Origin of the sequence: Acinetobacter sp. YH12134 (genome assembly GCF_013418555.1) — a bacterium.
Lineage (GTDB): Bacteria > Pseudomonadota > Gammaproteobacteria > Pseudomonadales > Moraxellaceae > Acinetobacter > Acinetobacter indicus.
In genome coordinates, this window is sequence record NZ_VPBT01000018.1 from 1 (window position 1) to 20,359 (window position 20,359).

Genomic DNA, 20,359 nt, shown 5'->3' on the forward strand with positions numbered 1-20,359 from the left:
GACAATAGCAAGAGTGAACCACCTGATCCCTTCCCGAACTCAGAAGTGAAACCTCTTAGCGCTGATGGTAGTGTGGGGTTACCCATGTGAGAGTAAGTCATCGCCAGCTCATTATTCAAAATCCCCCTAGCTTAAATAGCAGGGGGATTTTTATGCTTTTAATAAAGCTATAGTGCTTCAAAATAAATAAAATTATCAAAATAACCCATGTATAGAAAATTTTATCCCAGCTATTTGTTGTTAAATTTCTGCATTTCAGTCATTTTCGTGGCTATTGGTATGTATCCTGAGCATATATTATTGAACTACTGGATGGTGGTAATACATTGGATTCTCGGAATTGTGCTGATGTATATATTGATTATCCGTTTACCGCTTTTTAATCGCTTTTATATTAATCGAAAAAAATTATATTATTCTATTGTACAAACCCCAATATATAAGCATGCAGAGTATAAGGCAGCACCCGTAATGTCTGGATTAGTGGTCTTTGGCTTGGTGTGTACCGTGTTATATGTATTCAACATGACAGAGTTTTATGTTGAGTATGCGTTTATTGCAGGTTTATCTGAGTTTTTAGTATGCTCCCTAAACCATCTCTAAGGCTCATTGAACTGCCGTAGCAGCATGCTTTAATACGTCCTTTAAGTCTTCTTCAAAGGGGAGATAGGGGGTAAGTAAGAATCTCATCTCAAGATCATACCTTCACCATCTAGCAAGTTGAACGGTATTTATTTTCGTAGTGAGTGTAATGGTAGAGTTGCTGTAGAAAATAAAGAATAGATAAAAAGAAACCCCATCATCCTGACGGGGTTTCTTCGTATTTCGTGCTTTAGGTATAACTCCTGTCGTACCTCACGATCCTGGTGTACAAACTTATTATTGTTGTTTTCCGTTTGGGAAACATCCTGTTTCCTGATGAATTTAGAATACGAAAATTCTGTGTGTACGCCTAGCCTCAATTGTCTTCATTCAATGTAAGCTAAATCGCACAAAAAAGACTAAACTATTTATTGGAAAATTTCAGCCATAAAAAACCGCCTATGTCAGGCGGTTTGGAATCAGACTGCTTAAGCAAACATTTGGCTTGCTGCGCAATATAGAATCCATAGAATCGCAATTGCTACGACAGGTTCCAAAACTTTGGCCCAGCCTGGAACAGTCGGTTCTGCTGCGACTGTGCTTTCTACCGGCGCATGATCGGCTTGTTGATGTAACATTTGATTAAACTCCTTCATCGTATCATCTAATGATAGCTCTTCTTGGGGAAGGGGTTTAGAGCCCTTTAACTCTGTTAGTTCGTTTGTTGACCAAACCCAATCATCTGCCTGACCTGACAGATGTTCAATTTGACCCTGTAGCAGCTCTTTTAAGCCGTTGCTGCCAAAGTTACCGGTTTCATCTAACTGTTTTAATTCGGTCAGTTGCAGGCTTAAAATTTCACTAATACCGTGTTCGAGTTCAGGTTTAGGCAGTTCAGACTGGTTGTGTACCGAAGTGGTCAGATGACGGGACACTTCCTGAATATACAGCGGATCGAGGGTCTTGATTTCCTGATAGAGCTTATTGTCATCTTCGCGCCACAGACGAATCAGTTTGCCTAGAGTTAGCGCATTGAGTTCCTGGATATATGCATTGCGGCTATCAGCATCGTACTGCTGCAAAAGCTGAGGCTTTTGAATTTTAACCTGATCGCTAAAGTATTGTACTAAATCAAAAGCCATGCATTTACTCCTATTTCTTTTTTAATCTAATAATCTTAGGCTTGGTTTTTTCTTTGGTGTTTCAGTTTGTTCCTCTGTGCTTGATTTTAAAGCATTTGGATCATTTTGGATATGTTCATATTCACTTGGATCAAAGAATAAACCCTGGCCATTTTCGCGAGCATAAATCCCCAAAACTGCAGCAATGGGTACATAAATATCGCGTGCTACGCCACCAAAGCGCGCTGAGAAGCTGATGGCATCATTGGAGATGTGCAAGCCATGGACTGCATGTGGCACGATATTTAACACAATCTGGCCATCCTGAATAAACTGCTCTGGCACCATGGTGTTCGGTTGGGTAGCATCGACCAGAATATGTGGTGTAAGCTGGTTGTCGCAAATCCATTCATAAATGGCACGCACCAGATAGGGACGAGTTGGGCTTAAGTTGAGTTCCTGTTCAGACATATCTACTCTCTACTTATTTATTAAAAATTCGCTATAGCGGTTTTTTTCCTGCACGGTTAAGGATTTTACAAATGCAGGGCGACTAAAAATTCGCTGGCAATATAAATGAATCGGGCGGCAATGCTGTTTTGGCAATTCAATGTCCATGGCTTTCAGGCGCAGGAAAATTGGGGCCAGCATACAATCCAGGATGCCAAAATTTTCCGCCATAAAATAAGGGAAATGCTGAAATAACGGTGTGAGTGAGACCAGTGTATCACGAAGCTGCTTTTGTGCCTTGGCCTGTGCTGCGCTATCCAGCGTATCTTCATGGCAAAGCAGGATATCGGCCAGCTTTAGCCAGTCCTGCTCAAAACGCCAGATGTATTGGCGCTGCTCTGCGCGGGGTGCTGGTGCATCGGCATAGAGCTTGTTTTGCCGGTAGCGGTCATCAACATATTCGGAAATAATTGGGGCATGGAACAGTTTTAAATCTTGCTCTACCAGCATGGGTAAGCGATTATAAGGATTCAGGCTGGCTAAATCTTCATCTTCATGGTCGACCAGGACCAGATGATATTTAATATTCTTCTCAGCCAGTACCAGGCGAATCCAGTGCGAGCGGAAATCGTCTGCATGACTGTATAGTGTAATTCCCTGTAGCGGTGTATTTTCCAAGGACATAAATCAGTAAGCAGCAAAATGAATCAGTTAGGATACTAAAATTCAACCTAAAAAGCACGAAGCGAAAAAGGATGAATCGGGTGAAAATGGGTTAGATTATAAAAAAATAACAGGAGCGGCGCAGTATGATGATAAAACTTGTGTTTCTGATGTTCTGCTTAGGAATTGGGGTAGTGAACTATTATTTCAGCAAGGCCTTCTGGCTGCATGAGGGCAGTTGGGGTAAAGATGTACCTGAACAATAAATTCCTTTATCTTTAAAATAACAGCCAATAAAAAAGCCTTGGATAAACCAAGGCTTTTTGTCCAACTCGGTAAACGAATTAACGTTTAGAGAATTGAGGACGTTTACGTGCTTTACGTAAACCAAGTTTCTTACGTTCAACTTCACGAGCGTCACGAGTAACGAAACCAGCTTGACGAAGAGCAGGTTTTAAAGTCTCGTCAGAAGCGATTAATGCACGAGTAATACCGTGACGGATCGCGCCTGCTTGACCACCGATACCACCACCAGCAACAGTGATGTAAAGGTCATATTTTTCAGTTGCTTCAAGAAGCTCTAAAGGTTGACGAACAACCATACGAGCAGTTTCACGACCGAAATATTGCTCTAATGAACGGTTGTTGATCACGAGTTTACCAGTACCAGCAGATAAGAAAACACGTGCAGTTGCGGTCTTACGGCGACCTGTACCATAGTTAGTAGCCATGTGCTGTATCCCTTAGATATCCAAAACTTGTGGCTGTTGAGCAGTATGAGGATGCTCGCTACCAGCGTACACTTTCATTTTCTTGATCATTGCATAACCAAGAGGACCTTTTGGCAACATGCCTTTCACAGCGCGTTGGAAGATTTCTTCAGGTTTGTGAGCAACTAACTTTTCAAAGTTAGTTTCTTTTAAACCGCCTGGGAATTCAGTGTGGCGATAGTATTTTTTGTCAAGTGACTTGTTACCAGTTACTTGAACTTGTTCAGCGTTGATAACAACGATGTAGTCACCAGTGTCAACGTGAGGAGTATAAGAAGTCTTATGCTTACCGCGTAAACGACGAGCGATTTCAGTCGCAAGACGACCTAAAGTTTTGCCAGAAGCATCAACAACGTACCAGTCGTGTTGAACTTCAGCTGGCTTAGCGCTGAGAGTTTTCATTAAACCACTACCTATTATAGTTGGTTTGGACGGTGAATCAGTCCAAACAAAAAGGAGACGAGATTCTAAACGAAATTGTCGAGAACCACAATGAAAATATAAAATTTCAAGCGCTGTATTTTAATCAAAATCCTGAGAAAAGAAAAGACTTGCCAAGAACATCCATCTGCCGTGCCTAGTACTGATCAACTTTCAGCTAAACATTAGCCTTTAAAAGCAGTTTAGATTGCCCCAAACCGGCCAATCTGCCCGAATCTTCAGCAGAATTCACGGCCGCTGCGGTCAAAGTCTGCTTATAATGGGAGATGCCTTATTGTTTAGGATCAATCATGCTGCCTTTATATGTGACCAGTGGTGAACCTGCCGGCATTGGCCCGGATATTTGTCTGCATCTTGCTGACCGTGTAGATGAGCGTCCCGTTGTGGTTCTGGCCGATCTGGCCATGCTGGCCCAGCGTGCGCAAGTGTTGAAGATGCCGGTAGAACTGATTGAATACAGCGGGCAAACTGCTTCTTCAGAAAAAGGGCAGCTCTATGTCGAGCATGTGCCTTTACAGCAAGCTGTGGTGATGGGCGAGCTGAATCCGCAAAATGCCGCTTATGTGTTGGAACAGCTACGTCGTTCGGCCGATTATGCCATGTCAGGCAAAAGTGTCGGGGTAGCGACTGCGCCGGTACAGAAGTCAGTCATCAATGACGCTGGTATAGCCTTTAGTGGCCATACCGAATATTACCAGGAGTTTGCGGGCGTGCCGCGCGTGGTGATGATGCTGGCCACCAAAACCCTAAGAGTGGCCCTGGCCACTACGCATTTACCGCTGCGTGCAGTGGCTGATGCGATTACCGCTGAACGTCTGCATCAGGTGATTGATATTCTCATCCACGATTTAAAATCCAAATTTAAAATTGAGCAGCCGAATATTCTGGTCTGTGGTTTAAATCCGCATGCCGGTGAGGGCGGTTATTTGGGCATGGAAGAAATTGAGGTGATTAATCCGGTGCTGGAAAGCTATCGCGCGCAAGGCATCCAGATGAGTTTAAGCCTGCCGGCTGATACCTTATTTACTCCGGAAAACCTAAAAGATGCCGATGCGGTTCTGGCGATGTATCACGATCAGGGCTTACCTGTGCTAAAATCACAAGGATTTGGTGAAGCCATCAATATTACTTTGGGCTTGCCGTTTATTCGCACTTCAGTTGATCATGGCACAGCACTCTCCCTCGCAGGCAGCGGTCTTGCGAAAAGCTCAAGCCTGCATGTGGCTGTTGATTTGGCGCTGGATTTAGCGCGTCACTGATCTTGTCTTTATTACACGTTGGAAATCTTTATGTATCAGATTAATGCCTTAAACCCGAAAGATGAAGGGCACCACACGCGCAAGCGTTTTGGTCAAAACTTTTTACATGACCAACGTGTGATTGCGAAAATTGTACGCTCGGTCAATCCGCGTCCGGGCGATAATATTGTTGAAATTGGCCCGGGTTTGGCGGCCTTAACTTCACCATTAATTGGTGAATGTGATGCCTTGACCGTGGTGGAACTGGACCGTGATCTGGCTGCCGGTTTGCCGGGGCGTGTGCCACATCCGGAACGTTTAACCATTATTGAAACCGATGCGCTGAAATATGATTTTAGCAATCTGTTTGAAGATGGCCGTCCACTCCGTGTGGTGGGTAACCTGCCGTATAACATTTCAACACCATTGTTGTTCCATCTCTTGGAGTTTGGTGACAAAGTCAAAGACATGCACTTCATGCTGCAAAAAGAAGTGGTCGACCGGATTACTGCTGCGCCAAATACCAAAGAATACGGCCGTTTGTCGGTGATGATTCAGTATTACTGCAAACCAACTTTCCTGTTTGAAGTGCCACCGGGCTCTTTTAACCCGCCACCAAAAGTGACTTCTGCGGTGTTTCGTTTAGAGCCGTATGAGGTGAAACCGATTGTGGCGAAAAATGAAAAGGCTTTATCGCGTCTGGTTTCGCATGTGTTTACCCAGCGTCGTAAAACCTTGCGCAATAGCTTAAAAGGCATGCTGGCAGAAGATGGTTTTGAAAAAGCCGGTGTTGATCCGATGGCGCGTCCGGAAACCCTGACCCTGGCCGAATTTGTGGCTTTGGCAGATCAAATGGTGGTGTAAAACAACGATGGCACGTTATAACTATGTGATTGGCGATGTACAGGGCTGTTTTGAAGCCCTGAAAGCCTTGCTCAAGGAAATCCGCTTTGATCCGGATCAGGACTTTATCTGGTTTGCCGGTGATCTGGTGGCACGTGGTGAAAACTCGCTTGGCGTGTTGCGCTTTGTCAAAAAGCTGGCTGATCGTGGTGTTGCGACCACAGTGCTGGGCAATCATGACCTGACTTTGCTGGCTGGTGCACGTGGCCTGAAAGAGATTAAAGACAAAGACCAGACCCGCGATGTGATTGATGCCATTGACAGCGATGAATTGATTGACTGGTTACGCAAGCAGCCGTTATGTGTCTGTCCGAATGAATCGACCATCATTACTCATGCGGGTATTCCGCATTTGTGGAGCGCGGAAAAAACTCAGGCGCTGGCCAAAGAAGTTGAAGCGGTGATTCAGCATGAAGATTTTGCGGTGATGGATCATTTTCTGGCCGAGATGTTTGGCAAAGAGCCGGCCCTCTGGTCAGATGATTTGCAAGGCAATGAACGCTTACGTTGTATCGTCAACTATTTAACCCGCATGCGCCTGACCGATGCAGAAGGGTGTCTGGAGTTCAGTTTTAAAGACAGTCTGGACGATCCGATGCCGGCCGGGTTTAAACCGTGGTTTGAATATGCTTCGGCTGCGGCTGAAACGCATCAGATTATTTTTGGGCACTGGGCCGCGCTGCAAGGCAAAACTATTTCCGCCCAGATTCAGAATGTCGATGGGGGCTGTGTCTGGGGGCATCAACTGGTGGCTTATCGTTTGGAAGACCAGCAATTGTTTACAGTGGATAATCCACTGGAAGAATGGTAGCAATATTTTATCTTTATAATTTAAAAATGTGATGTCGAAATGAAAACAGCCACCTATTAAAGTGGCTGTTTTTTTGAATTTTATTGAATTCGAATCCAAGTTTGGTTGCGCCCTAGTGTAGACACCCCCATATAAGCGCGCAAAGTCAAACGCTTACCTGTCGAGTTGAGGCGGATTTTTGCATCGTAAATACGACCTGCCAATGGATCAATTACGCGTCCTTTTTCGTAATTATTGCTGTCTTTGATCTGTTTTAAGCCTTTTAAAATATCCATCCCTAAAATAGGTTGGTCAGTATAAGGCGCAGGACACTTATTACAAAGTTCACGTGGGGTATAACCTGGACGTGGAGTTACTTTAATAATTTTACCCGTATAGGTTTGATTGGCTTCTTTACGAATTTCGATGACAGCTTTAGGTGAGCCTGTTTTATCATCAATTTGTTGCCAAGTCCCTGCTAAATCTTGTGCCATCGCCAAAGTGCTTAGACTGCCGAAGATGACGGCTATTCCTAAAGTCAATTTCTGAATCATTTTATTTCCCTTACTCGGTCTTTGCGGCTAGTCTAATCTGTGAATTGACTGACACAAAGTCCCGAGTATCTAGAAAAAATGACCGATGCGACACAATTACTCGCTTATTGTTGGCGAATCCACGTTTGTGTCCGACCAATGGCTGAAATTCCGACGTAACCACGTAAAGTTAGACGTTTATTGTTAGACGCCAAACGACCTTTCAGGCTATACATTTTGCCTGTAAGTGGATCTAAAATACGTCCATCGGCATAGTTGTTATTTTCCACATGCTTTAAGCCATGAATAACTTCCAAACCCACCAAAGGTTTGTTGGTATAAGGTGCAGGACAATTCACACACATAGTTTTTGGAGTATAGCCTGGTCTTGGTGTGACTTTAATAATTTTACCTGTAAAGCTGCCATTTTCAGCTTGGGTAATTTCAATAAGTGCTTTAGGTGAGCCTGTTTTGTCATCAATACTTTGCCAGATACCCGTTAGGTCTGATGCAAACGCTGAGCCACTGAAGATGAAGCTTGCAAATGCGCCCATCAATACATTTTTCTTCATATCAGTTCCTTTGATTGTCGAAAGTTATCACAGAGGTTAATTCAAGGTATAAAGCGAGTTGTGGAAGGAGTCAAGCGATTTGAGAGGTAATTAATCTTAAAGTTGCAACTAAGATGCAGAAAAACCAATAAAAAATGCCACGAACGTGTGGCTTTTATGTGAAAAGAGAAGTGATTAATTATTCGCTTTTAATCCAAGTTTGGCTGCGTCCTAAGGCCGATACACCGACATAACCTCTGAGGGTTAGACGTTTACCGTTGCTGCTCAGTTTAGCTTTGGTACTGTAAATATTGCCAGACAGCGGATCAATAATCTTGCCGCCGCTATAGTTGAGTTTGCCCTTATACGCCAGTCCTTTTAGTACATCCATGCCTAAAATGGGCTGATTGGTATAAGGCGCAGGGCAGTTGACACAGGTTTCTTTTGCTGTGTAACCCGGACGTGGCGTTACTTTGACGATTTTAGCGGTATAAGTGCCATTAGCTTCTTGACGAATCTCTAAAATGGCTTTGGATGAACCGGTTTTATCATCAATATTGCGCCAGGTACCGGAGAGATCTTCCGCGAAAACGCCAGCACTGAATGTGGCTGCCAGAAGTGCCACTGTATATTTAAATTTTCCCATGTTTCTATCCCTTTAATACACTTCAAAAAATTCAATTTTCATCTTAAGAATATTTTTTCATCAACACAAGATGTAAATATTGATTCTTGAGTCACATTTTTTGAATAAAGAGTATAAATGTTGGCAGCCAGACTGCGGTAAACACGGCATTCACCGCCATCCCAAATGCAGCATAACGACCGGCTACACTACCACGCTGCCAGGCCTGTGCTGTGCCAATTGCATGCGCAGCAAGGCCTAAGGCCAACCCTGAGGCGCGCTCATCATTAATATGACGTAGCAGCAGCGGTGAGAAAGCGGCACCAATCACCCCGGATAAAATCACAATCAGAATGGCCAGACTGACCGGTGCTTCCAGCAGGGTGGCAATATTGATGGCAATTGGTGTGGTCACGGCACGGGTGGCAAATGCCATGATGTCATCGCCGGCCATATGTAAGAGATAGGCCAGTCCCATCGGTAAGGCCACGGCACTGATGCTGGCAAACAGCAAAATACCCAAAATAGCTTTGAGTGGCAGATCATCATAGCGCATGGCCGCCAGCGGAATCGCCAGTGCCACGGTCACATAACCCAGCAGATGGTTAAACAGTGGATTGACCTGTGCCATATAATCTTCATAGGGAATGCCAAATACATACAGCAGTAGCACAATAAAAATCATGCCAAAGACAATGACCGGAATTTGCGGCAGTTTCTGGTTACAGGGTTTGGCAAGCAGATAGGCCACCAGGGTGATTAAAAAGCCATAAACAATTGCGAGCATGTTTTAATCTCCTAGAGCCAGCGTTTGGCCATTTTGGCATACAGCCATAACGGCAGTAGGGTGCTGAGAAACAGCACCACCAGAAAAGCCGGAATTTTATTGCCCATATGGGTCAGCATCAGCAGTGAGCCGGCACTAATCGGTAAAAAGGCAAACGCACTTTCTTTCATGATTTTATTGTTGGTATCGACAATCCGGGCTGGAATTTTATGCAGTCGGCGCCACAGGAAAAGCACCACCAGCAGGCTGAGTAAACCCATCAGGTTGCCCAGTTCAGGATGGTTGAAATAGGTCGCAATCCAGACGGCTGTTTCACGAAATACAATAATTAAGAGCAGTGTGCCAATCCAAGCTGGCCAGTCGATACGTTTAAGCCTGTTCATTTTTTATCAGTCGGTCATATTTTACTGTTCAAGTTTTAACTGATCTCATCATCAATTTCAAATTCTTCTAAAGGCCGTTTAAATTGCTGAGCCTTGGCACCCAGAATTTCGTCCAGCGGCAAGTGCGCCTGACGGATCATCTGTTCCAGTTTGGCCGGGGCCATATTTACGCGCAGATTCAGTTGTCCCTGCTCATCATAGTGCTCGGACTGGATTACATTCAGTTCATAAAACTGGTTGCGTAATTTGCCATAGGCCGGTTTTAACACCACATCAAAACTTTGAATCCGGCCCATCAGACATTCATGCACGGCCTGACGTAACAGCTCCAGCCCCTGACCGGAATGCGCTGAAATATACACTCGCTCCGGCTGATGCGGCTGGGCATAGACAATTTTGGCCTGCTCGCCGGTGCAGTCGATTTTGTTATAGACCCTGAGCACCGGCACATCTGCGCCAATTTCTTTCAGGACGCGCTCAACTGCTTCAATCTGTTCCAGCATGTCCGGACTGCTAGAATCAATCACATGCAGCAACAAGGTCGCTTCCAGAGTTTCTTCCAGCGTGGCCTTAAATGATTCCACCAGCGAGTGCGAGAGATTACGGACAAAACCCACGGTATCGGCCAGCACCAGCGTACCAATCCCATCCCATTCCAGCCGGCGTAAGGTCGGGTCGAGCGTAGCAAAGAGCTGATCGGCGGCGTAGACATCGCTATTGGCCAGAATATTAAACAGCGTCGATTTGCCGGCATTGGTATAGCCAACCAGTGATACGGTAGGAACGGCGGCTTTTTGACGGGCCACACGACCCTGCATACGGGTCTGGCGGACTTTATCCAGTTTGGCTTTCAGCTGGCCCATACGAATTCTTAACAGGCGGCGGTCGGTTTCCAGCAAGGTTTCACCCGGACCACGTAAACCAATCCCGCCTTTTTGACTGTCCAGATTGCCGCGGCTACGAATCAGGCGTGAGGAGAGGTGATGCAATTGTGCCAGCTCGACCTGCAATTTCCCTTCATAGGTCCGGGCGCGCTGGGCGAAAATATCCAGAATCAGCTCGGTCCGGTCGACCACACGGCATTTCATGATTTTTTCAAGATTACGTGCCTGTGCCGGCGTCAACGCATGATCGAAAATCACCAGTTCAGCCTCGAGTTCTGCAACCAGCGCAGCAATTTCGTCCGCTTTACCAGAACCGATAAATAACTTGGCATCGGGTTTAATCCGCTGGGCAAACACATGCTGCAAAACTTCAGCACCTGCAGATTTTGCAAGCAGATGAAATTCTTCTGCATCAAGGTCTTCTAAAATCTGCACGCTGACGCTCACGAGCACAACGCGTTCACCGCCTTGATGTTGCTGGTAATCTGGCACCTGGGCATTTCTCCTCATGAAAATTCTATTCTAGAGCAAAAAGCGCCAGCTGCGTGAACTAGATGAAGATGATTACAGCAGCATGACAAAAAGCAGGCGAATCCTCACAATCCCCAGTTTGGAGGCTGTATCATCATTTCGTGAGATAGAGGAATGGGCAGTTTGATCGTTGCCTCTGATCCACCAAGATCATCATGACATCGGTGGATTCGTTCTGGATCTATCTATTACAGCAAGACTGTAGAAGAATTGGCATAGCGCATTTCAATTGAGCGATCTGGACAGTTTTTCGATGCTTATGATCAATGTCTGGTCAATTGCTTCAAGATAGAATACAGTTCTCTGAACAATTCTTGCTGTGATTTTCGCAATTCACGATTATGCTATGTCTCAAGTTTCTTTATCTTCATCCGCTTCAATGAATAGTTTGTCCAAATTTTTTCTCTATTCTAAAAAAATCACTGCCGGTCTGGCAGCGGTGAGCGAAGGCTTTTATCTGGTGTATCGTCACAGCTTGTATAAGCAGCCGAATAATCCGCAGAATACCCGTTATGTGCAGCATTTTTGCCGTCAGTTGTGCAAGGTGTTCAATATTGAAGTTGAAGTGCATGGAGAAATTCCCACCCAGCCGGCCTTATGGGTCAGCAACCATGTGTCGTGGCTGGATGTGCCGGTGCTCGGTTCAGGTGCGCGGGTATTTTTTCTGGCCAAAGCTGAAATTGAGCAATGGCCGGTGTTTGGAAAGTTGGCCAAAGGTGGCGGGACCTTATTTATTAAACGCGGTTCGGGGGATTCAATTAAAATCCGCGACCAGATTACCCAGTTTTTAAAACAGGATGTGCCGGTACTGTTTTTCCCGGAGGCCACGACTTCGGATGGGACTAAAATTAAAAAAGTACATGGCCGTTTATTGGGCGCGGCAATTGAAGCGCAGCGTCCGGTGCAAATCTGCCTGATCTGTTATATCAACCAGCAGGGCGAGCTGGATACCGTAGCGCCGTTTATCAATGAAATGACCTTTATTGAGCATGTTAAAAATGTGCTGGAAATGCCGAAAGTCACCGCACATTTAATGGCTCTAAACCCGATTTCGGTAGAAGGGCATACGGTGGAAAGCCTGACCTCGCTGGTTCAAAACAAGATGATTGAGGGCTTAGAGCAGCTGCATCAAAAAGTCCTGATTCAGCAGGCCAGTGCTTAAGCTTTAACCTGTGTTGCAGGCTTACATAAAGCCTTCAATTGGCAGCCAGGAAATGATTTTCATGGCTGCTTTTTCATACCATTTCATTTTTGGTTCTTTAACAAATACGCGTTCTTCGCCTTTGCTGTTCACGACGCGCCAGTTAATGTTGTTTTGTGCATCCAGCACCAGACGGTAGGCATATTTGGATAAATTGGCATCCATGGTCTGATGCACCGATTTCGCCAGCGTCGGACTGTTGAGCAATACGCCAATTTCACTGTTTAAATAGGCTGAGCGCGGGTCAAAGTTAAAAGAGCCAATAAAGACCTGTTTTTCATCCAGTGCCATCAGTTTGGCATGCAGGCTGGAACGGCTTAGACCTTTTAAGCTGACTTTGGCTTTTTTCGACAGTTCTTCGGTATTGCTGTTCAGATGCTCGGCCTCGGGTGCATACAAGAATTCATACAGCTCGACATCATTTTCCAGTAAGTCCTGACGGTATTTAGCATAAAATGCGTGTACCAGCGGAACGTCATTGGCCTTATAGGAATTGGTCAGTACCCGCACCTGTACGCCGTCATTGGCCAGCTGTTTTAAGCGGTCAGCCCCGGATTCTTCCGGCACAAAATAGGCCGAAATAATATCCACATTTTCAGTCGGTTTTTCCAGATGACTGAGCAGCTGGAAATTCAGTAATTCTTCTTTGGGTGCGCGGTCTTTAATCTTGCTCGGCGAGTCTTTCACCACTTCTGCTTTGACCCAGTCAAACTGGATTTTGTGGTTAAACCACTGCTCAATGGCTTGGGAGCGTGTGGCTAAATTAAGATAATTTTGTACCGCCACTTCTGCGGAATGGTCTTCGAGCTGCTGTTTCAGGCTTTCATAACGCAGATGATGCTGCTGTGGATTGACCAGCTGCTTGACCGAATAGGCATAATCATCATTCCAGTATTCATCAAAGGAGTGAATGATTTCATCGGAGGCAGAACCGACCAGCATCACATCGACATCGGAAAACTGATAGCTGTCGCTGACGTTATAATACTGGTTACTCATATTGCGCCCGCCAATCAGGGCAATCTGGTTATCAGCAATAAAGCTTTTATTGTGCATGCGCCGGTTGATACGTTTTAAATCTAGCACCATGTCCATGGCGCGGTATTTACGGAAGCGGTACGGATTGTACAGCTTGACGTCGATATTGCTGTGCTGGTCCAGCGCCAGATAAATACCTTCCATTTTCTTGGCATTGTTATCATCGACCAGCAAGCGCACTTTCACGCCGCGATCAGCTGCGCGAATAATTGAATGTAGTGCCAGCGCCCCGATTTTGTCGTTGTCCCAGATATAATATTGCAGGTCTAGGGTTTCTTCTGCCTTATCAATTAAATACAAGCGTGCTGACAGGGCTTCCAGCGGATCGTACAGCACCCGATAACCGGTCAGCTGCGGATTTTTTTCACGCAGCGGCAATACAATCTGGGCCAGATGGGTATGCTCGGTTGGCGTTTCAAAAGCCATTTGAACCGGATGTTCAATCTGTTTGGGCAGGGTTGAACAGCCACTGACTCCCAACACTAAACTGCAACTCAACAGCATGGCCGCGGTAGAAGAAGACATAGAACTTCTCGCGTATGTATTTGATTGCAAATTAAATTTGTCAGGATGTATCATATTGTCTAAAACAAGTCCAAAATTTGGTTTGAGTATAATTGCCAGCTGTGAAAAGATAAATATAAGAACGGACGAATTTAGTCGCCGGGGGAGAGTCGGGCATAACTATGTGGGATAGCCAATCAATTATACTGTATTTCTATATCGGCCTGGCCATATTGGCAGTTTGGGCTGTGTCGCAGGCATGGCGTAGTCAGGCCAATACAGAAACGATTCATCCCTTTAAAGCCTTTGTGCATCTGCTGGCCTTTTATCTATCCTATTTATTAATTCCGCTGTTTTTCTTTAGTATTTATGCCGGCTGGATTGGCTATTACTCCTTGCATGAAGCCATTTTTATCGGGCTGGTCAGTGGTGTGCTGGTCTATGCGCGTTTTATTGAGCCACATCTGATTCTGGTGAAAACCACCCGCTATCAGATGCTGCCCGATCAGCCGCTACAACGCCCGGTCCGAATTGCCCTGATTGCCGACCTGCATATAGGTCTGTTTTCCGGGCATGAACGCCAGCTCAAGCAGATTGTCGCCAAGATTAACCAGGAAGAACCGGAAATGGTGCTGGTGGCAGGTGACTGGACCTATGAGCCGGAAAATAAACTGGCCGATGAGCTGGCAATACTAAAAGAGATTAAAGCGCCAATTTATTCTGTGACCGGCAATCATGATGAACAGTATCCTGGTCCGCCGATACAGGAACTGCTCAAACATGCGCTTGAGGTTAATCATGTGATTGATATTGAAGGGCAGATTGTCGAGTTTGACGAGTTCCGCCTGATTGGGATTGGCGATTTATGGTCCGGCCGTACCGATATGCGCTATATGCCAGATTTACCGCAAGACAAGCCGTGGCTGATTTTGTCGCATAACCCTGATACGGTTGATATGGTGCCGAAATTGCCAACTCATCCCTTAATGCTGTCGGGACATACCCATGGCGGTCAGGTGGAATTGCCGTGGCTGACCGATTATGTGATGAAACGCGTATCTATTGTTGGTCATAAAAAAGGCCTGTACCGGCATGAACATGCCGATGTGTTTGTCACTGTTGGTACCGGAATGGTGGGTGTGCCATTTCGTTTCCGGGTACCACCGACCATTGATATTATTGAACTCTGCTAATGCCAAAGGGGGGGCATTTTAAAAGACCCACCACAGCAAGGCGATCAGAATCACGACGCCAATCAAGACCAATACCCCGATATTCAGGCGGTGATTGTTCCGGTTTAAATCTTCAATACCATTTGCCGGTGTTTCGACCGGGGCTTGTGCTTCAGTATGCAGCTGCGGGCGCGGTGGATCTTCAGTATCAAAATAGGGTGTGCTGATGTCGTCTATCGGTTTGGGGGCACATTCACCCTTGGAGGCATCCATGGCCAGACCGTGCTGGCGAATCAGTTCATCAATCAGCTGCTGGGCTTCTACTTCAGTCAAATGACTGTTTGTGCGGAGGTACTGCACCGCTTCATGGCGTTTGCCATCATCCAGCAAAAAAATGACTTTCACCACTTGTTCTTCCCGAAGGGTTTCAATCAGACGATCCATACAATGACCTGCTGGCTGGGGATAAGCTTTTATTGTTTCTAAACTTGGCCAGATGCAATAGTGTGTTTGTGTATGATTTTGCATCACAAATAAAAAAACCAGCGTAAAGGACGCTGGTTTTTTCAGTCAGATGAACATTTTAAATCTGGCTGTTGACATCATCATGCTTGGTTTCACGAATCGCCAAGAAGGCCAGAAGTGACAAGATAGATGCAGCTGTTAAGTAATAACCCACGGCAGCCAGACCATATTCGGTCGCCAGTTTGGTGGCAATCAGCGGTGCAAAAGAAGCACCGAAAATACCGGCCAGGTTAAAGGTCAGCGCAGACCCGGTATAACGTACCGAAGTCGGGAAAATCTCTGACAGAACGGTCCCAATTGGACCATAGGTCAGCCCCATAATCGCCAGACCAATACACAGGAACAGGAACACCACCAAGGTATTGCCAGATTCCAGCATGCTGGCAAAAACCAGACCAAAGAGCGCCGATACAACACACACACCAATAGACGTGGCTTTACGGCCAAATTTTTCTGCCAAAATCGCTGAGAGTGGAATAAACGCTGCAAAGCATAGGGTAGCAATCAGCTGTAATTCCAGGAAGTCGGCGCGGCTATAACCGAGCTGGGTGGTGCCCCAGTTGAGCGCGAATACCGTGGTCAGATAGAACACTACGAACGTACAGATCGCGGCAATGGTGCCTAAAATCAGCATGCCCCAATGTTTGGTCATGACTTCTTTAAACGGCACATTCACTTCTTTCTGTTTGTTTAAAACATTCTGGAAAGCCGGCGTTTCATGCAGTTTCAAACGAATCCACAGACCAACAATCACCAGTAAGGCACTGGAAATAAAGGGAATACGCCAGCCCCAGCTCATGAACGCTTCTTCGCTCATGAACGCGCCTAACAGCAGGAAGGAACCGGTGGCCAGAATAAAACCAATTGGAGCCCCCAGTTGCGGGAACATGCCGTACCAGGCACGTTTGCCTTCCGGTGCATTTTCGGTGGCCAGTAAAACCGCACCTGACCATTCACCGCCCAAGCCTAGACCTTGACCTAAGCGGCACAGGGCCAGCAGTAACGGTGCGGCAATGCCGATTTGTGCATAGGTGGGTAACAGGCCAATGGCGACAGTGGAAATCCCCATGGTCAGCAGCGCAGCAACCAGGGTAGCTTTACGGCCAATACGGTCACCGAGGTGACCAAACAGTGCCGCGCCAATCGGGCGGGCAATAAAGGCAATGGCAAAGGTGGCCAGAGACTGAATGGTGGCGGTCATCGGATCGGTACTGGTCGGGAAGAACAGGTACGGGAAAATAATGACCGCAGCAGTCGCATAAATATAAAAATCGAAGAATTCGATGGTAGTGCCTACCAGACTCGCGGTGAGGACACGAAATTTTGAGTTCGTTGGTGCTGCTTCTTCATTGATTGCAGCAGAAGTTGATGACGCCATGAATGACCTTACACTTATTAAAAATAAAAAATTAGTTTTACAAGCGTAATCTTTTTAAAAAAGGCGTAATTTCTTAAAAAAACAACGGCAATCGTTTCGATTCAACGCGCTCAGGGTCACTGAAATGGAGAATCAAAACAATTAAATCACGTACAGATAGATAGACAGAAAATGTGATCCTGCCCCGATCAATACAAAAATATGCCAGATAGCGTGTGTGTATCTTACCCGTTTTAACGCATAAAACAATGCACCAATCGTATAAGAAATTCCACCAATCAATAAAAAAGTTAGCGCAGGTGGACTTAAAAAGCGTTGCATATCATCAATCACCAGAAGTGCTAACCAGCCCATCACCAGATAGGCAATTAGCGAAATTTTCTGGAACCGGTTGATGAACACCAGCTTAAATACAGTGCCAATCAGGGCAATAATCCACAGTGCAATTAACAGATATTGCGCTTTGGCAGTAGGAATGGCGATAGACAGAAAAGGGGTATAGGTGCCGGCAATTAAATAATAGATGGCGGTGTGATCGAGCTTTTTATACCAGCCGCGGCGCTGCGGACTGTCGGCATAGTGGTACAGACTGGACGCCGAAAACAATAGGAACATACTCAGCGCATAGACCCACAGCCCGATCCAAGGGCCAATACTTAAATAACTGCCTTTAATCACTAAAAAAATACCGGCCACTAGCGCCAAAGCCGCGCCTATGGCATGGCTGATGAAGTTCATTCGTTCTTCAACCGGATCGTAGTCGGGTGCCAAGGGTGCATTCATAAGCGTGGGATCGTTATAATTAAAATATACGAATGTATAGTAATTCAATTTTGCATTTCGCGTAAGACGCTTTACACTTTAGCTGCAATTCATTTCAGGTTTTACTCATGTCTCAATTGGCGACTTCTCCCAATCCGGAACAACAATTTCTAGATACGTTTCAGCAAGCCATTGAAACACAGCGTTTTGAGCGTTTAATTCTGAGTCAGTACAAAGGCGAACTTGAACAGCTGGAAAAAATGACCTTCCGGGTCATTTCTTTGCAAAATGAAGCTGTACTGAACTGTGTGTACCGATATAAAACCCAGGATGTTACCAAAAACTATCCTTTATCTGAGGCTGTGGCTCAGGTCAGCGCGCTGCTAGGCTGCTGCAAACAGGCCAATTTATTGACCCTGGATGAAGACCTGCAGCTGAAAAAGAACAAGAAAAAAGCCATGCTGATGGTGAACAAGAAAAAAGCTGAGGTTGCACCGGCAACTGTTACGCAAGGTCATGACCGCAGCAAACAGCGTTATGTCGAACAGGACAGCCCATTTTTGCAGCATTTAAGCATTACCGATCAGCATGGCCAGATCATTCCGAGCATGGCGCGAAAATGGAAACAGATTAATAAATTTGTGGAAATTTTCTCCGGGGCCGTGGAGCAGCTCAACACTCAAGATCAGCCCTTGCATATTGTTGATTTTGGTTCTGGCAAAGGCTATTTAACCTTTGCCCTGTATGACTATCTGGCCAAGCATCAGCAGATGCCGTATGTGACCGGTGTGGAACTGAATCCGAAAATGGTCGCGTTCTGTCAGCAGGTGGCGCAAGATTCCGGCTTTCAGCAACTGGACTTTTTCCAGGGCGATGTCCGTACCTATGCACCGGAACAGCTCGATGTGATGATTGCCTTGCATGCCTGTGATGTCGCCACCGACTTTGCCATTCACACCGGCATTCGCCTGAATGCACAAATGATTATGTGTGCGCCGTGTTGCCATAAAGAATTGCGTCCGCAGTTACAGGCACCTAAAGTGTTGCAACCGATGCTGCATTTTGGGATTCATGCCGGACAGCAGGCGGAAATGCTCACCGATACCATCCGGGCCTTATTGCTGAAAGCCTATGGCTATGAGACCAAGGTGTTTGAGTTTGTGTCACTGGAACATACCAGCAAAAACAAGATGATTCTGGCCACCAAACGCCAAAATTGGAGTGAACCTGATCAAGCAATTTTGGCACAAATTCGTGATTTAAAAACCATGTACGGTATTCAAAGACATTCTTTGGAGTTGTTGTTGAACGATCAATGGGATCAACAGGGCATTGGTTCGAAGTGCTAAGCAAGATGGATCAGGATAAAAAGATGCAAAATTATGAAATTCAATCGGGCACTTGGGGACAGTTTGCGACAGAGGCCAAATCTATTCGTGAGCAAGTCTTTATTCAGGAACAGCAGATTGCCCCTGAAGATGAATGGGATGCACAGGATGCAGTTGCCTTGCATTTTGTGGTTTATATAGCAAAGCAGGCGATTGCAACAGCACGCTTATTGGAAAATCACAGTATTGGGCGGGTCGCGGTACTGAAGTCACAGCGTGGTTTAGGTGTGGGACGTGTTCTAATGCAGCATATTATTCAGATGGCAAAGCAGCAGCAACGTCCGTGGGTCAAGTTGTCTGCGCAGGAACACGCGATTCCGTTTTATCAAAGCTTGGGTTTTCAGGTGGAGGGTGAATCGTATTTAGATTGTGGTATTGCGCATGTAGACATGCGTTTAGTGTTTGAAAGTTGAATACAATGAAGATTGTGACATGGAATTGTAATGGTGCTTTTAGAAATAAAATTGAGCCTATTCTTCAATTTGATGCCGATATTTATATTATTCAGGAATGTGAGCATACGGAACAGGCAAAGAAAATTTATCGACAATATTTTTCTAATTTTGTTTGGAAAGGAAATAATAAGAATAAAGGCATAGGTATTTTTACAAAAGATGCTTTATCACTAGAAGTATTAGATTGGCAAGACAACAAACTAGAACTATTTTTACCTATTAAAGTTAATCAATCCTTTACGCTCCTTGCTGTATGGGCAAAACATGCAAACTCTCCAACTTTTGCATATATTGGTCAAATTTGGAAATATTTACAGTTACATCAACTAAAAATGCAAAATATTCCGCTCATTATTGGTGGAGATTTTAACAGCAACTCACAGTGGGATGTTTGGGATCGGTGGTGGAATCACTCCGATGTCATACGTATATTTAATGATCTAAAAATAAAGAGTCTTTACCATCACATTTCTAATGAGAAACAAGGGCAGGAAAGTCAAGCAACATTCTTTTTACAGCGAAATTTAGCGAAGGCATATCATATTGATTATATGTTTGCTTCTGAGCAATTTTGGAAAATAGATCAAGCTAGCATGCAGGTGGGAGATCAAACACCTTGGCTAAGTTTGAGTGATCATTTACCACTATATTTTGATCTAGCACCCAAGTTTGAAAAATAGACCC

The 20,359-nt window shown here is 45.3% G+C and carries 23 protein-coding genes and 1 rRNA gene; 9 read left to right on the top strand and 15 right to left on the bottom strand.

What is annotated here, in order from left to right:
• Positions 1–109 (top strand): 5S ribosomal RNA (gene rrf / locus FTU69_RS10730); the annotation flags it as partial.
• 961 nt (positions 110–1,070) lie between these two features.
• On the opposite strand, the gene FTU69_RS10735 is transcribed toward rrf, so the two are convergent.
• From FTU69_RS10735 to rplM, 5 genes are all read right to left on the bottom strand, one after another.
• Positions 1,071–1,724, bottom strand: a complete 654-nt coding sequence (locus FTU69_RS10735; protein WP_005175723.1) for a hypothetical protein — start codon at positions 1,722–1,724, stop codon at positions 1,071–1,073.
• A gap of 21 nt (positions 1,725–1,745) precedes the next feature.
• Positions 1,746–2,174 carry a ClpXP protease specificity-enhancing factor gene (locus FTU69_RS10740; RefSeq protein WP_005175725.1) on the bottom strand — a complete coding sequence of 143 codons (429 nt, stop codon included), beginning with the start codon at positions 2,172–2,174 and terminating at the stop codon, positions 1,746–1,748.
• 9 nt (positions 2,175–2,183) lie between these two features.
• Positions 2,184–2,837 carry a glutathione S-transferase N-terminal domain-containing protein gene (locus FTU69_RS10745; protein WP_168383402.1) on the bottom strand — a complete coding sequence of 218 codons (654 nt, stop codon included), beginning with the start codon at positions 2,835–2,837 and terminating at the stop codon, positions 2,184–2,186.
• Positions 2,838–3,160: 323 nt separating this feature from the next.
• Positions 3,161–3,547: a 30S ribosomal protein S9 gene (gene rpsI, locus FTU69_RS10750; protein ID WP_004785251.1), complete on the bottom strand. Its 387-nt coding sequence runs from the start codon at positions 3,545–3,547 to the stop codon at positions 3,161–3,163.
• 12 nt (positions 3,548–3,559) lie between these two features.
• Positions 3,560–3,988, bottom strand: a complete 429-nt coding sequence (rplM, locus tag FTU69_RS10755; RefSeq protein WP_004857442.1) for a 50S ribosomal protein L13 — start codon at positions 3,986–3,988, stop codon at positions 3,560–3,562.
• Between the two features lie 329 nt (positions 3,989–4,317).
• Between rplM and pdxA the strand changes: the two genes are divergently transcribed.
• The 3 genes from pdxA to FTU69_RS10770 are packed head-to-tail and all read left to right on the top strand — an operon-like array spanning position 4,318 to position 6,979.
• Entirely contained in the window at positions 4,318–5,286 is a 969-nt protein-coding gene (pdxA, locus tag FTU69_RS10760) for a 4-hydroxythreonine-4-phosphate dehydrogenase PdxA (protein ID WP_168395856.1), read from the top strand.
• A gap of 30 nt (positions 5,287–5,316) precedes the next feature.
• The gene (rsmA, locus tag FTU69_RS10765) at positions 5,317–6,129 is read left to right on the top strand and encodes a 16S rRNA (adenine(1518)-N(6)/adenine(1519)-N(6))-dimethyltransferase RsmA (RefSeq protein WP_180103863.1); all 813 of its coding nucleotides are present in this window, start codon (positions 5,317–5,319) and stop codon (positions 6,127–6,129) included.
• A gap of 7 nt (positions 6,130–6,136) precedes the next feature.
• On the top strand, positions 6,137–6,979 hold the full coding sequence (locus FTU69_RS10770) for a symmetrical bis(5'-nucleosyl)-tetraphosphatase (protein ID WP_180103864.1): 843 nt from the start codon (positions 6,137–6,139) through the stop codon (positions 6,977–6,979).
• A gap of 80 nt (positions 6,980–7,059) precedes the next feature.
• Here the strand turns inward: FTU69_RS10770 and FTU69_RS10775 are convergent, their stop codons facing one another.
• The 6 genes from FTU69_RS10775 to hflX form a co-directional block, all read right to left on the bottom strand.
• A complete protein-coding gene (locus FTU69_RS10775) occupies positions 7,060–7,512 on the bottom strand; it encodes a DUF2147 domain-containing protein (RefSeq protein ID WP_180103865.1) in 453 nt (150 codons plus the stop codon).
• Between the two features lie 104 nt (positions 7,513–7,616).
• Complete coding sequence (locus FTU69_RS10780; RefSeq protein WP_005175748.1) at positions 7,617–8,063, bottom strand: DUF2147 domain-containing protein; 447 nt, start codon at positions 8,061–8,063, stop codon at positions 7,617–7,619.
• A 178-nt stretch (positions 8,064–8,241) separates the two neighbouring features.
• The gene (locus FTU69_RS10785; RefSeq protein WP_005175751.1) at positions 8,242–8,688 is read right to left on the bottom strand and encodes a DUF2147 domain-containing protein; all 447 of its coding nucleotides are present in this window, start codon (positions 8,686–8,688) and stop codon (positions 8,242–8,244) included.
• 91 nt (positions 8,689–8,779) lie between these two features.
• Positions 8,780–9,454 carry an LrgB family protein gene (locus FTU69_RS10790; protein WP_016659801.1) on the bottom strand — a complete coding sequence of 225 codons (675 nt, stop codon included), beginning with the start codon at positions 9,452–9,454 and terminating at the stop codon, positions 8,780–8,782.
• A gap of 11 nt (positions 9,455–9,465) precedes the next feature.
• Positions 9,466–9,837, bottom strand: a complete 372-nt coding sequence (locus tag FTU69_RS10795) for a hypothetical protein (protein ID WP_045794996.1) — start codon at positions 9,835–9,837, stop codon at positions 9,466–9,468.
• 35 nt (positions 9,838–9,872) lie between these two features.
• Positions 9,873–11,231, bottom strand: coding sequence for a ribosome rescue GTPase HflX (gene hflX / locus FTU69_RS10800; protein WP_180103866.1), 1,359 nt, complete (start codon positions 11,229–11,231; stop codon positions 9,873–9,875).
• 367 nt (positions 11,232–11,598) lie between these two features.
• Here hflX and FTU69_RS10805 point away from each other — a divergent pair, with 367 nt between their 5' ends.
• Positions 11,599–12,414 carry a 1-acyl-sn-glycerol-3-phosphate acyltransferase gene (locus FTU69_RS10805; RefSeq protein WP_034597361.1) on the top strand — a complete coding sequence of 272 codons (816 nt, stop codon included), beginning with the start codon at positions 11,599–11,601 and terminating at the stop codon, positions 12,412–12,414.
• Between the two features lie 21 nt (positions 12,415–12,435).
• Here FTU69_RS10805 and FTU69_RS10810 read toward each other — a convergent pair whose 3' ends face one another.
• Entirely contained in the window at positions 12,436–14,016 is a 1,581-nt protein-coding gene (locus FTU69_RS10810) for a phospholipase D family protein (RefSeq protein WP_257223634.1), read from the bottom strand.
• A gap of 161 nt (positions 14,017–14,177) precedes the next feature.
• Here FTU69_RS10810 and FTU69_RS10815 point away from each other — a divergent pair, with 161 nt between their 5' ends.
• Entirely contained in the window at positions 14,178–15,188 is a 1,011-nt protein-coding gene (locus FTU69_RS10815) for a metallophosphoesterase (protein ID WP_104470660.1), read from the top strand.
• An 18-nt stretch (positions 15,189–15,206) separates the two neighbouring features.
• Here the strand turns inward: FTU69_RS10815 and FTU69_RS10820 are convergent, their stop codons facing one another.
• From FTU69_RS10820 to FTU69_RS10830, 3 genes are all read right to left on the bottom strand, one after another.
• A complete protein-coding gene (locus tag FTU69_RS10820; protein ID WP_180103868.1) occupies positions 15,207–15,611 on the bottom strand; it encodes a hypothetical protein in 405 nt (134 codons plus the stop codon).
• Positions 15,612–15,750: 139 nt separating this feature from the next.
• A complete protein-coding gene (locus FTU69_RS10825; RefSeq protein WP_075167916.1) occupies positions 15,751–17,070 on the bottom strand; it encodes an MFS transporter in 1,320 nt (439 codons plus the stop codon).
• Between the two features lie 141 nt (positions 17,071–17,211).
• Positions 17,212–17,853: a hemolysin III family protein gene (locus tag FTU69_RS10830; RefSeq protein ID WP_005175777.1), complete on the bottom strand. Its 642-nt coding sequence runs from the start codon at positions 17,851–17,853 to the stop codon at positions 17,212–17,214.
• Between the two features lie 107 nt (positions 17,854–17,960).
• Between FTU69_RS10830 and FTU69_RS10835 the strand changes: the two genes are divergently transcribed.
• The 3 genes from FTU69_RS10835 to FTU69_RS10845 are packed head-to-tail and all read left to right on the top strand — an operon-like array spanning position 17,961 to position 20,355.
• Complete coding sequence (locus FTU69_RS10835) at positions 17,961–19,181, top strand: SAM-dependent methyltransferase (RefSeq protein ID WP_180103869.1); 1,221 nt, start codon at positions 17,961–17,963, stop codon at positions 19,179–19,181.
• Between the two features lie 23 nt (positions 19,182–19,204).
• Complete coding sequence (locus FTU69_RS10840) at positions 19,205–19,633, top strand: GNAT family N-acetyltransferase (protein WP_075167931.1); 429 nt, start codon at positions 19,205–19,207, stop codon at positions 19,631–19,633.
• A 5-nt stretch (positions 19,634–19,638) separates the two neighbouring features.
• Positions 19,639–20,355 (top strand): endonuclease/exonuclease/phosphatase family protein, encoded by a 717-nt coding sequence (locus tag FTU69_RS10845; RefSeq protein WP_168395862.1) that lies wholly within the window; start codon positions 19,639–19,641, stop codon positions 20,353–20,355.
• Positions 20,356–20,359 lie beyond the last annotated feature (4 nt).

Coding starts and splice junctions, on each gene's coding strand:
- FTU69_RS10840 (WP_075167931.1), top strand. CDS start 19,205: ATGCAAAATTATGAAATTCAATCGGGCACTTGGGGACAGTTTGCGACA.
- FTU69_RS10785 (WP_005175751.1), bottom strand. CDS start 8,688: ATGGGAAAATTTAAATATACAGTGGCACTTCTGGCAGCCACATTCAGT.
- FTU69_RS10805 (WP_034597361.1), top strand. CDS start 11,599: ATGTCTCAAGTTTCTTTATCTTCATCCGCTTCAATGAATAGTTTGTCC.
- FTU69_RS10825 (WP_075167916.1), bottom strand. CDS start 17,070: ATGGCGTCATCAACTTCTGCTGCAATCAATGAAGAAGCAGCACCAACG.
- hflX (WP_180103866.1), bottom strand. CDS start 11,231: ATGAGGAGAAATGCCCAGGTGCCAGATTACCAGCAACATCAAGGCGGT.
- FTU69_RS10790 (WP_016659801.1), bottom strand. CDS start 9,454: ATGCTCGCAATTGTTTATGGCTTTTTAATCACCCTGGTGGCCTATCTG.
- FTU69_RS10780 (WP_005175748.1), bottom strand. CDS start 8,063: ATGAAGAAAAATGTATTGATGGGCGCATTTGCAAGCTTCATCTTCAGT.
- FTU69_RS10735 (WP_005175723.1), bottom strand. CDS start 1,724: ATGGCTTTTGATTTAGTACAATACTTTAGCGATCAGGTTAAAATTCAA.
- FTU69_RS10775 (WP_180103865.1), bottom strand. CDS start 7,512: ATGATTCAGAAATTGACTTTAGGAATAGCCGTCATCTTCGGCAGTCTA.
- FTU69_RS10835 (WP_180103869.1), top strand. CDS start 17,961: ATGTCTCAATTGGCGACTTCTCCCAATCCGGAACAACAATTTCTAGAT.
- FTU69_RS10830 (WP_005175777.1), bottom strand. CDS start 17,853: ATGAATGCACCCTTGGCACCCGACTACGATCCGGTTGAAGAACGAATG.
- FTU69_RS10810 (WP_257223634.1), bottom strand. CDS start 14,016: ATGTCTTCTTCTACCGCGGCCATGCTGTTGAGTTGCAGTTTAGTGTTG.
- rsmA (WP_180103863.1), top strand. CDS start 5,317: ATGTATCAGATTAATGCCTTAAACCCGAAAGATGAAGGGCACCACACG.
- pdxA (WP_168395856.1), top strand. CDS start 4,318: ATGCTGCCTTTATATGTGACCAGTGGTGAACCTGCCGGCATTGGCCCG.
- FTU69_RS10745 (WP_168383402.1), bottom strand. CDS start 2,837: ATGTCCTTGGAAAATACACCGCTACAGGGAATTACACTATACAGTCAT.
- FTU69_RS10820 (WP_180103868.1), bottom strand. CDS start 15,611: ATGGATCGTCTGATTGAAACCCTTCGGGAAGAACAAGTGGTGAAAGTC.
- FTU69_RS10740 (WP_005175725.1), bottom strand. CDS start 2,174: ATGTCTGAACAGGAACTCAACTTAAGCCCAACTCGTCCCTATCTGGTG.
- rplM (WP_004857442.1), bottom strand. CDS start 3,988: ATGAAAACTCTCAGCGCTAAGCCAGCTGAAGTTCAACACGACTGGTAC.
- FTU69_RS10845 (WP_168395862.1), top strand. CDS start 19,639: ATGAAGATTGTGACATGGAATTGTAATGGTGCTTTTAGAAATAAAATT.
- FTU69_RS10795 (WP_045794996.1), bottom strand. CDS start 9,837: ATGAACAGGCTTAAACGTATCGACTGGCCAGCTTGGATTGGCACACTG.
- FTU69_RS10815 (WP_104470660.1), top strand. CDS start 14,178: ATGTGGGATAGCCAATCAATTATACTGTATTTCTATATCGGCCTGGCC.
- FTU69_RS10770 (WP_180103864.1), top strand. CDS start 6,137: ATGGCACGTTATAACTATGTGATTGGCGATGTACAGGGCTGTTTTGAA.
- rpsI (WP_004785251.1), bottom strand. CDS start 3,547: ATGGCTACTAACTATGGTACAGGTCGCCGTAAGACCGCAACTGCACGT.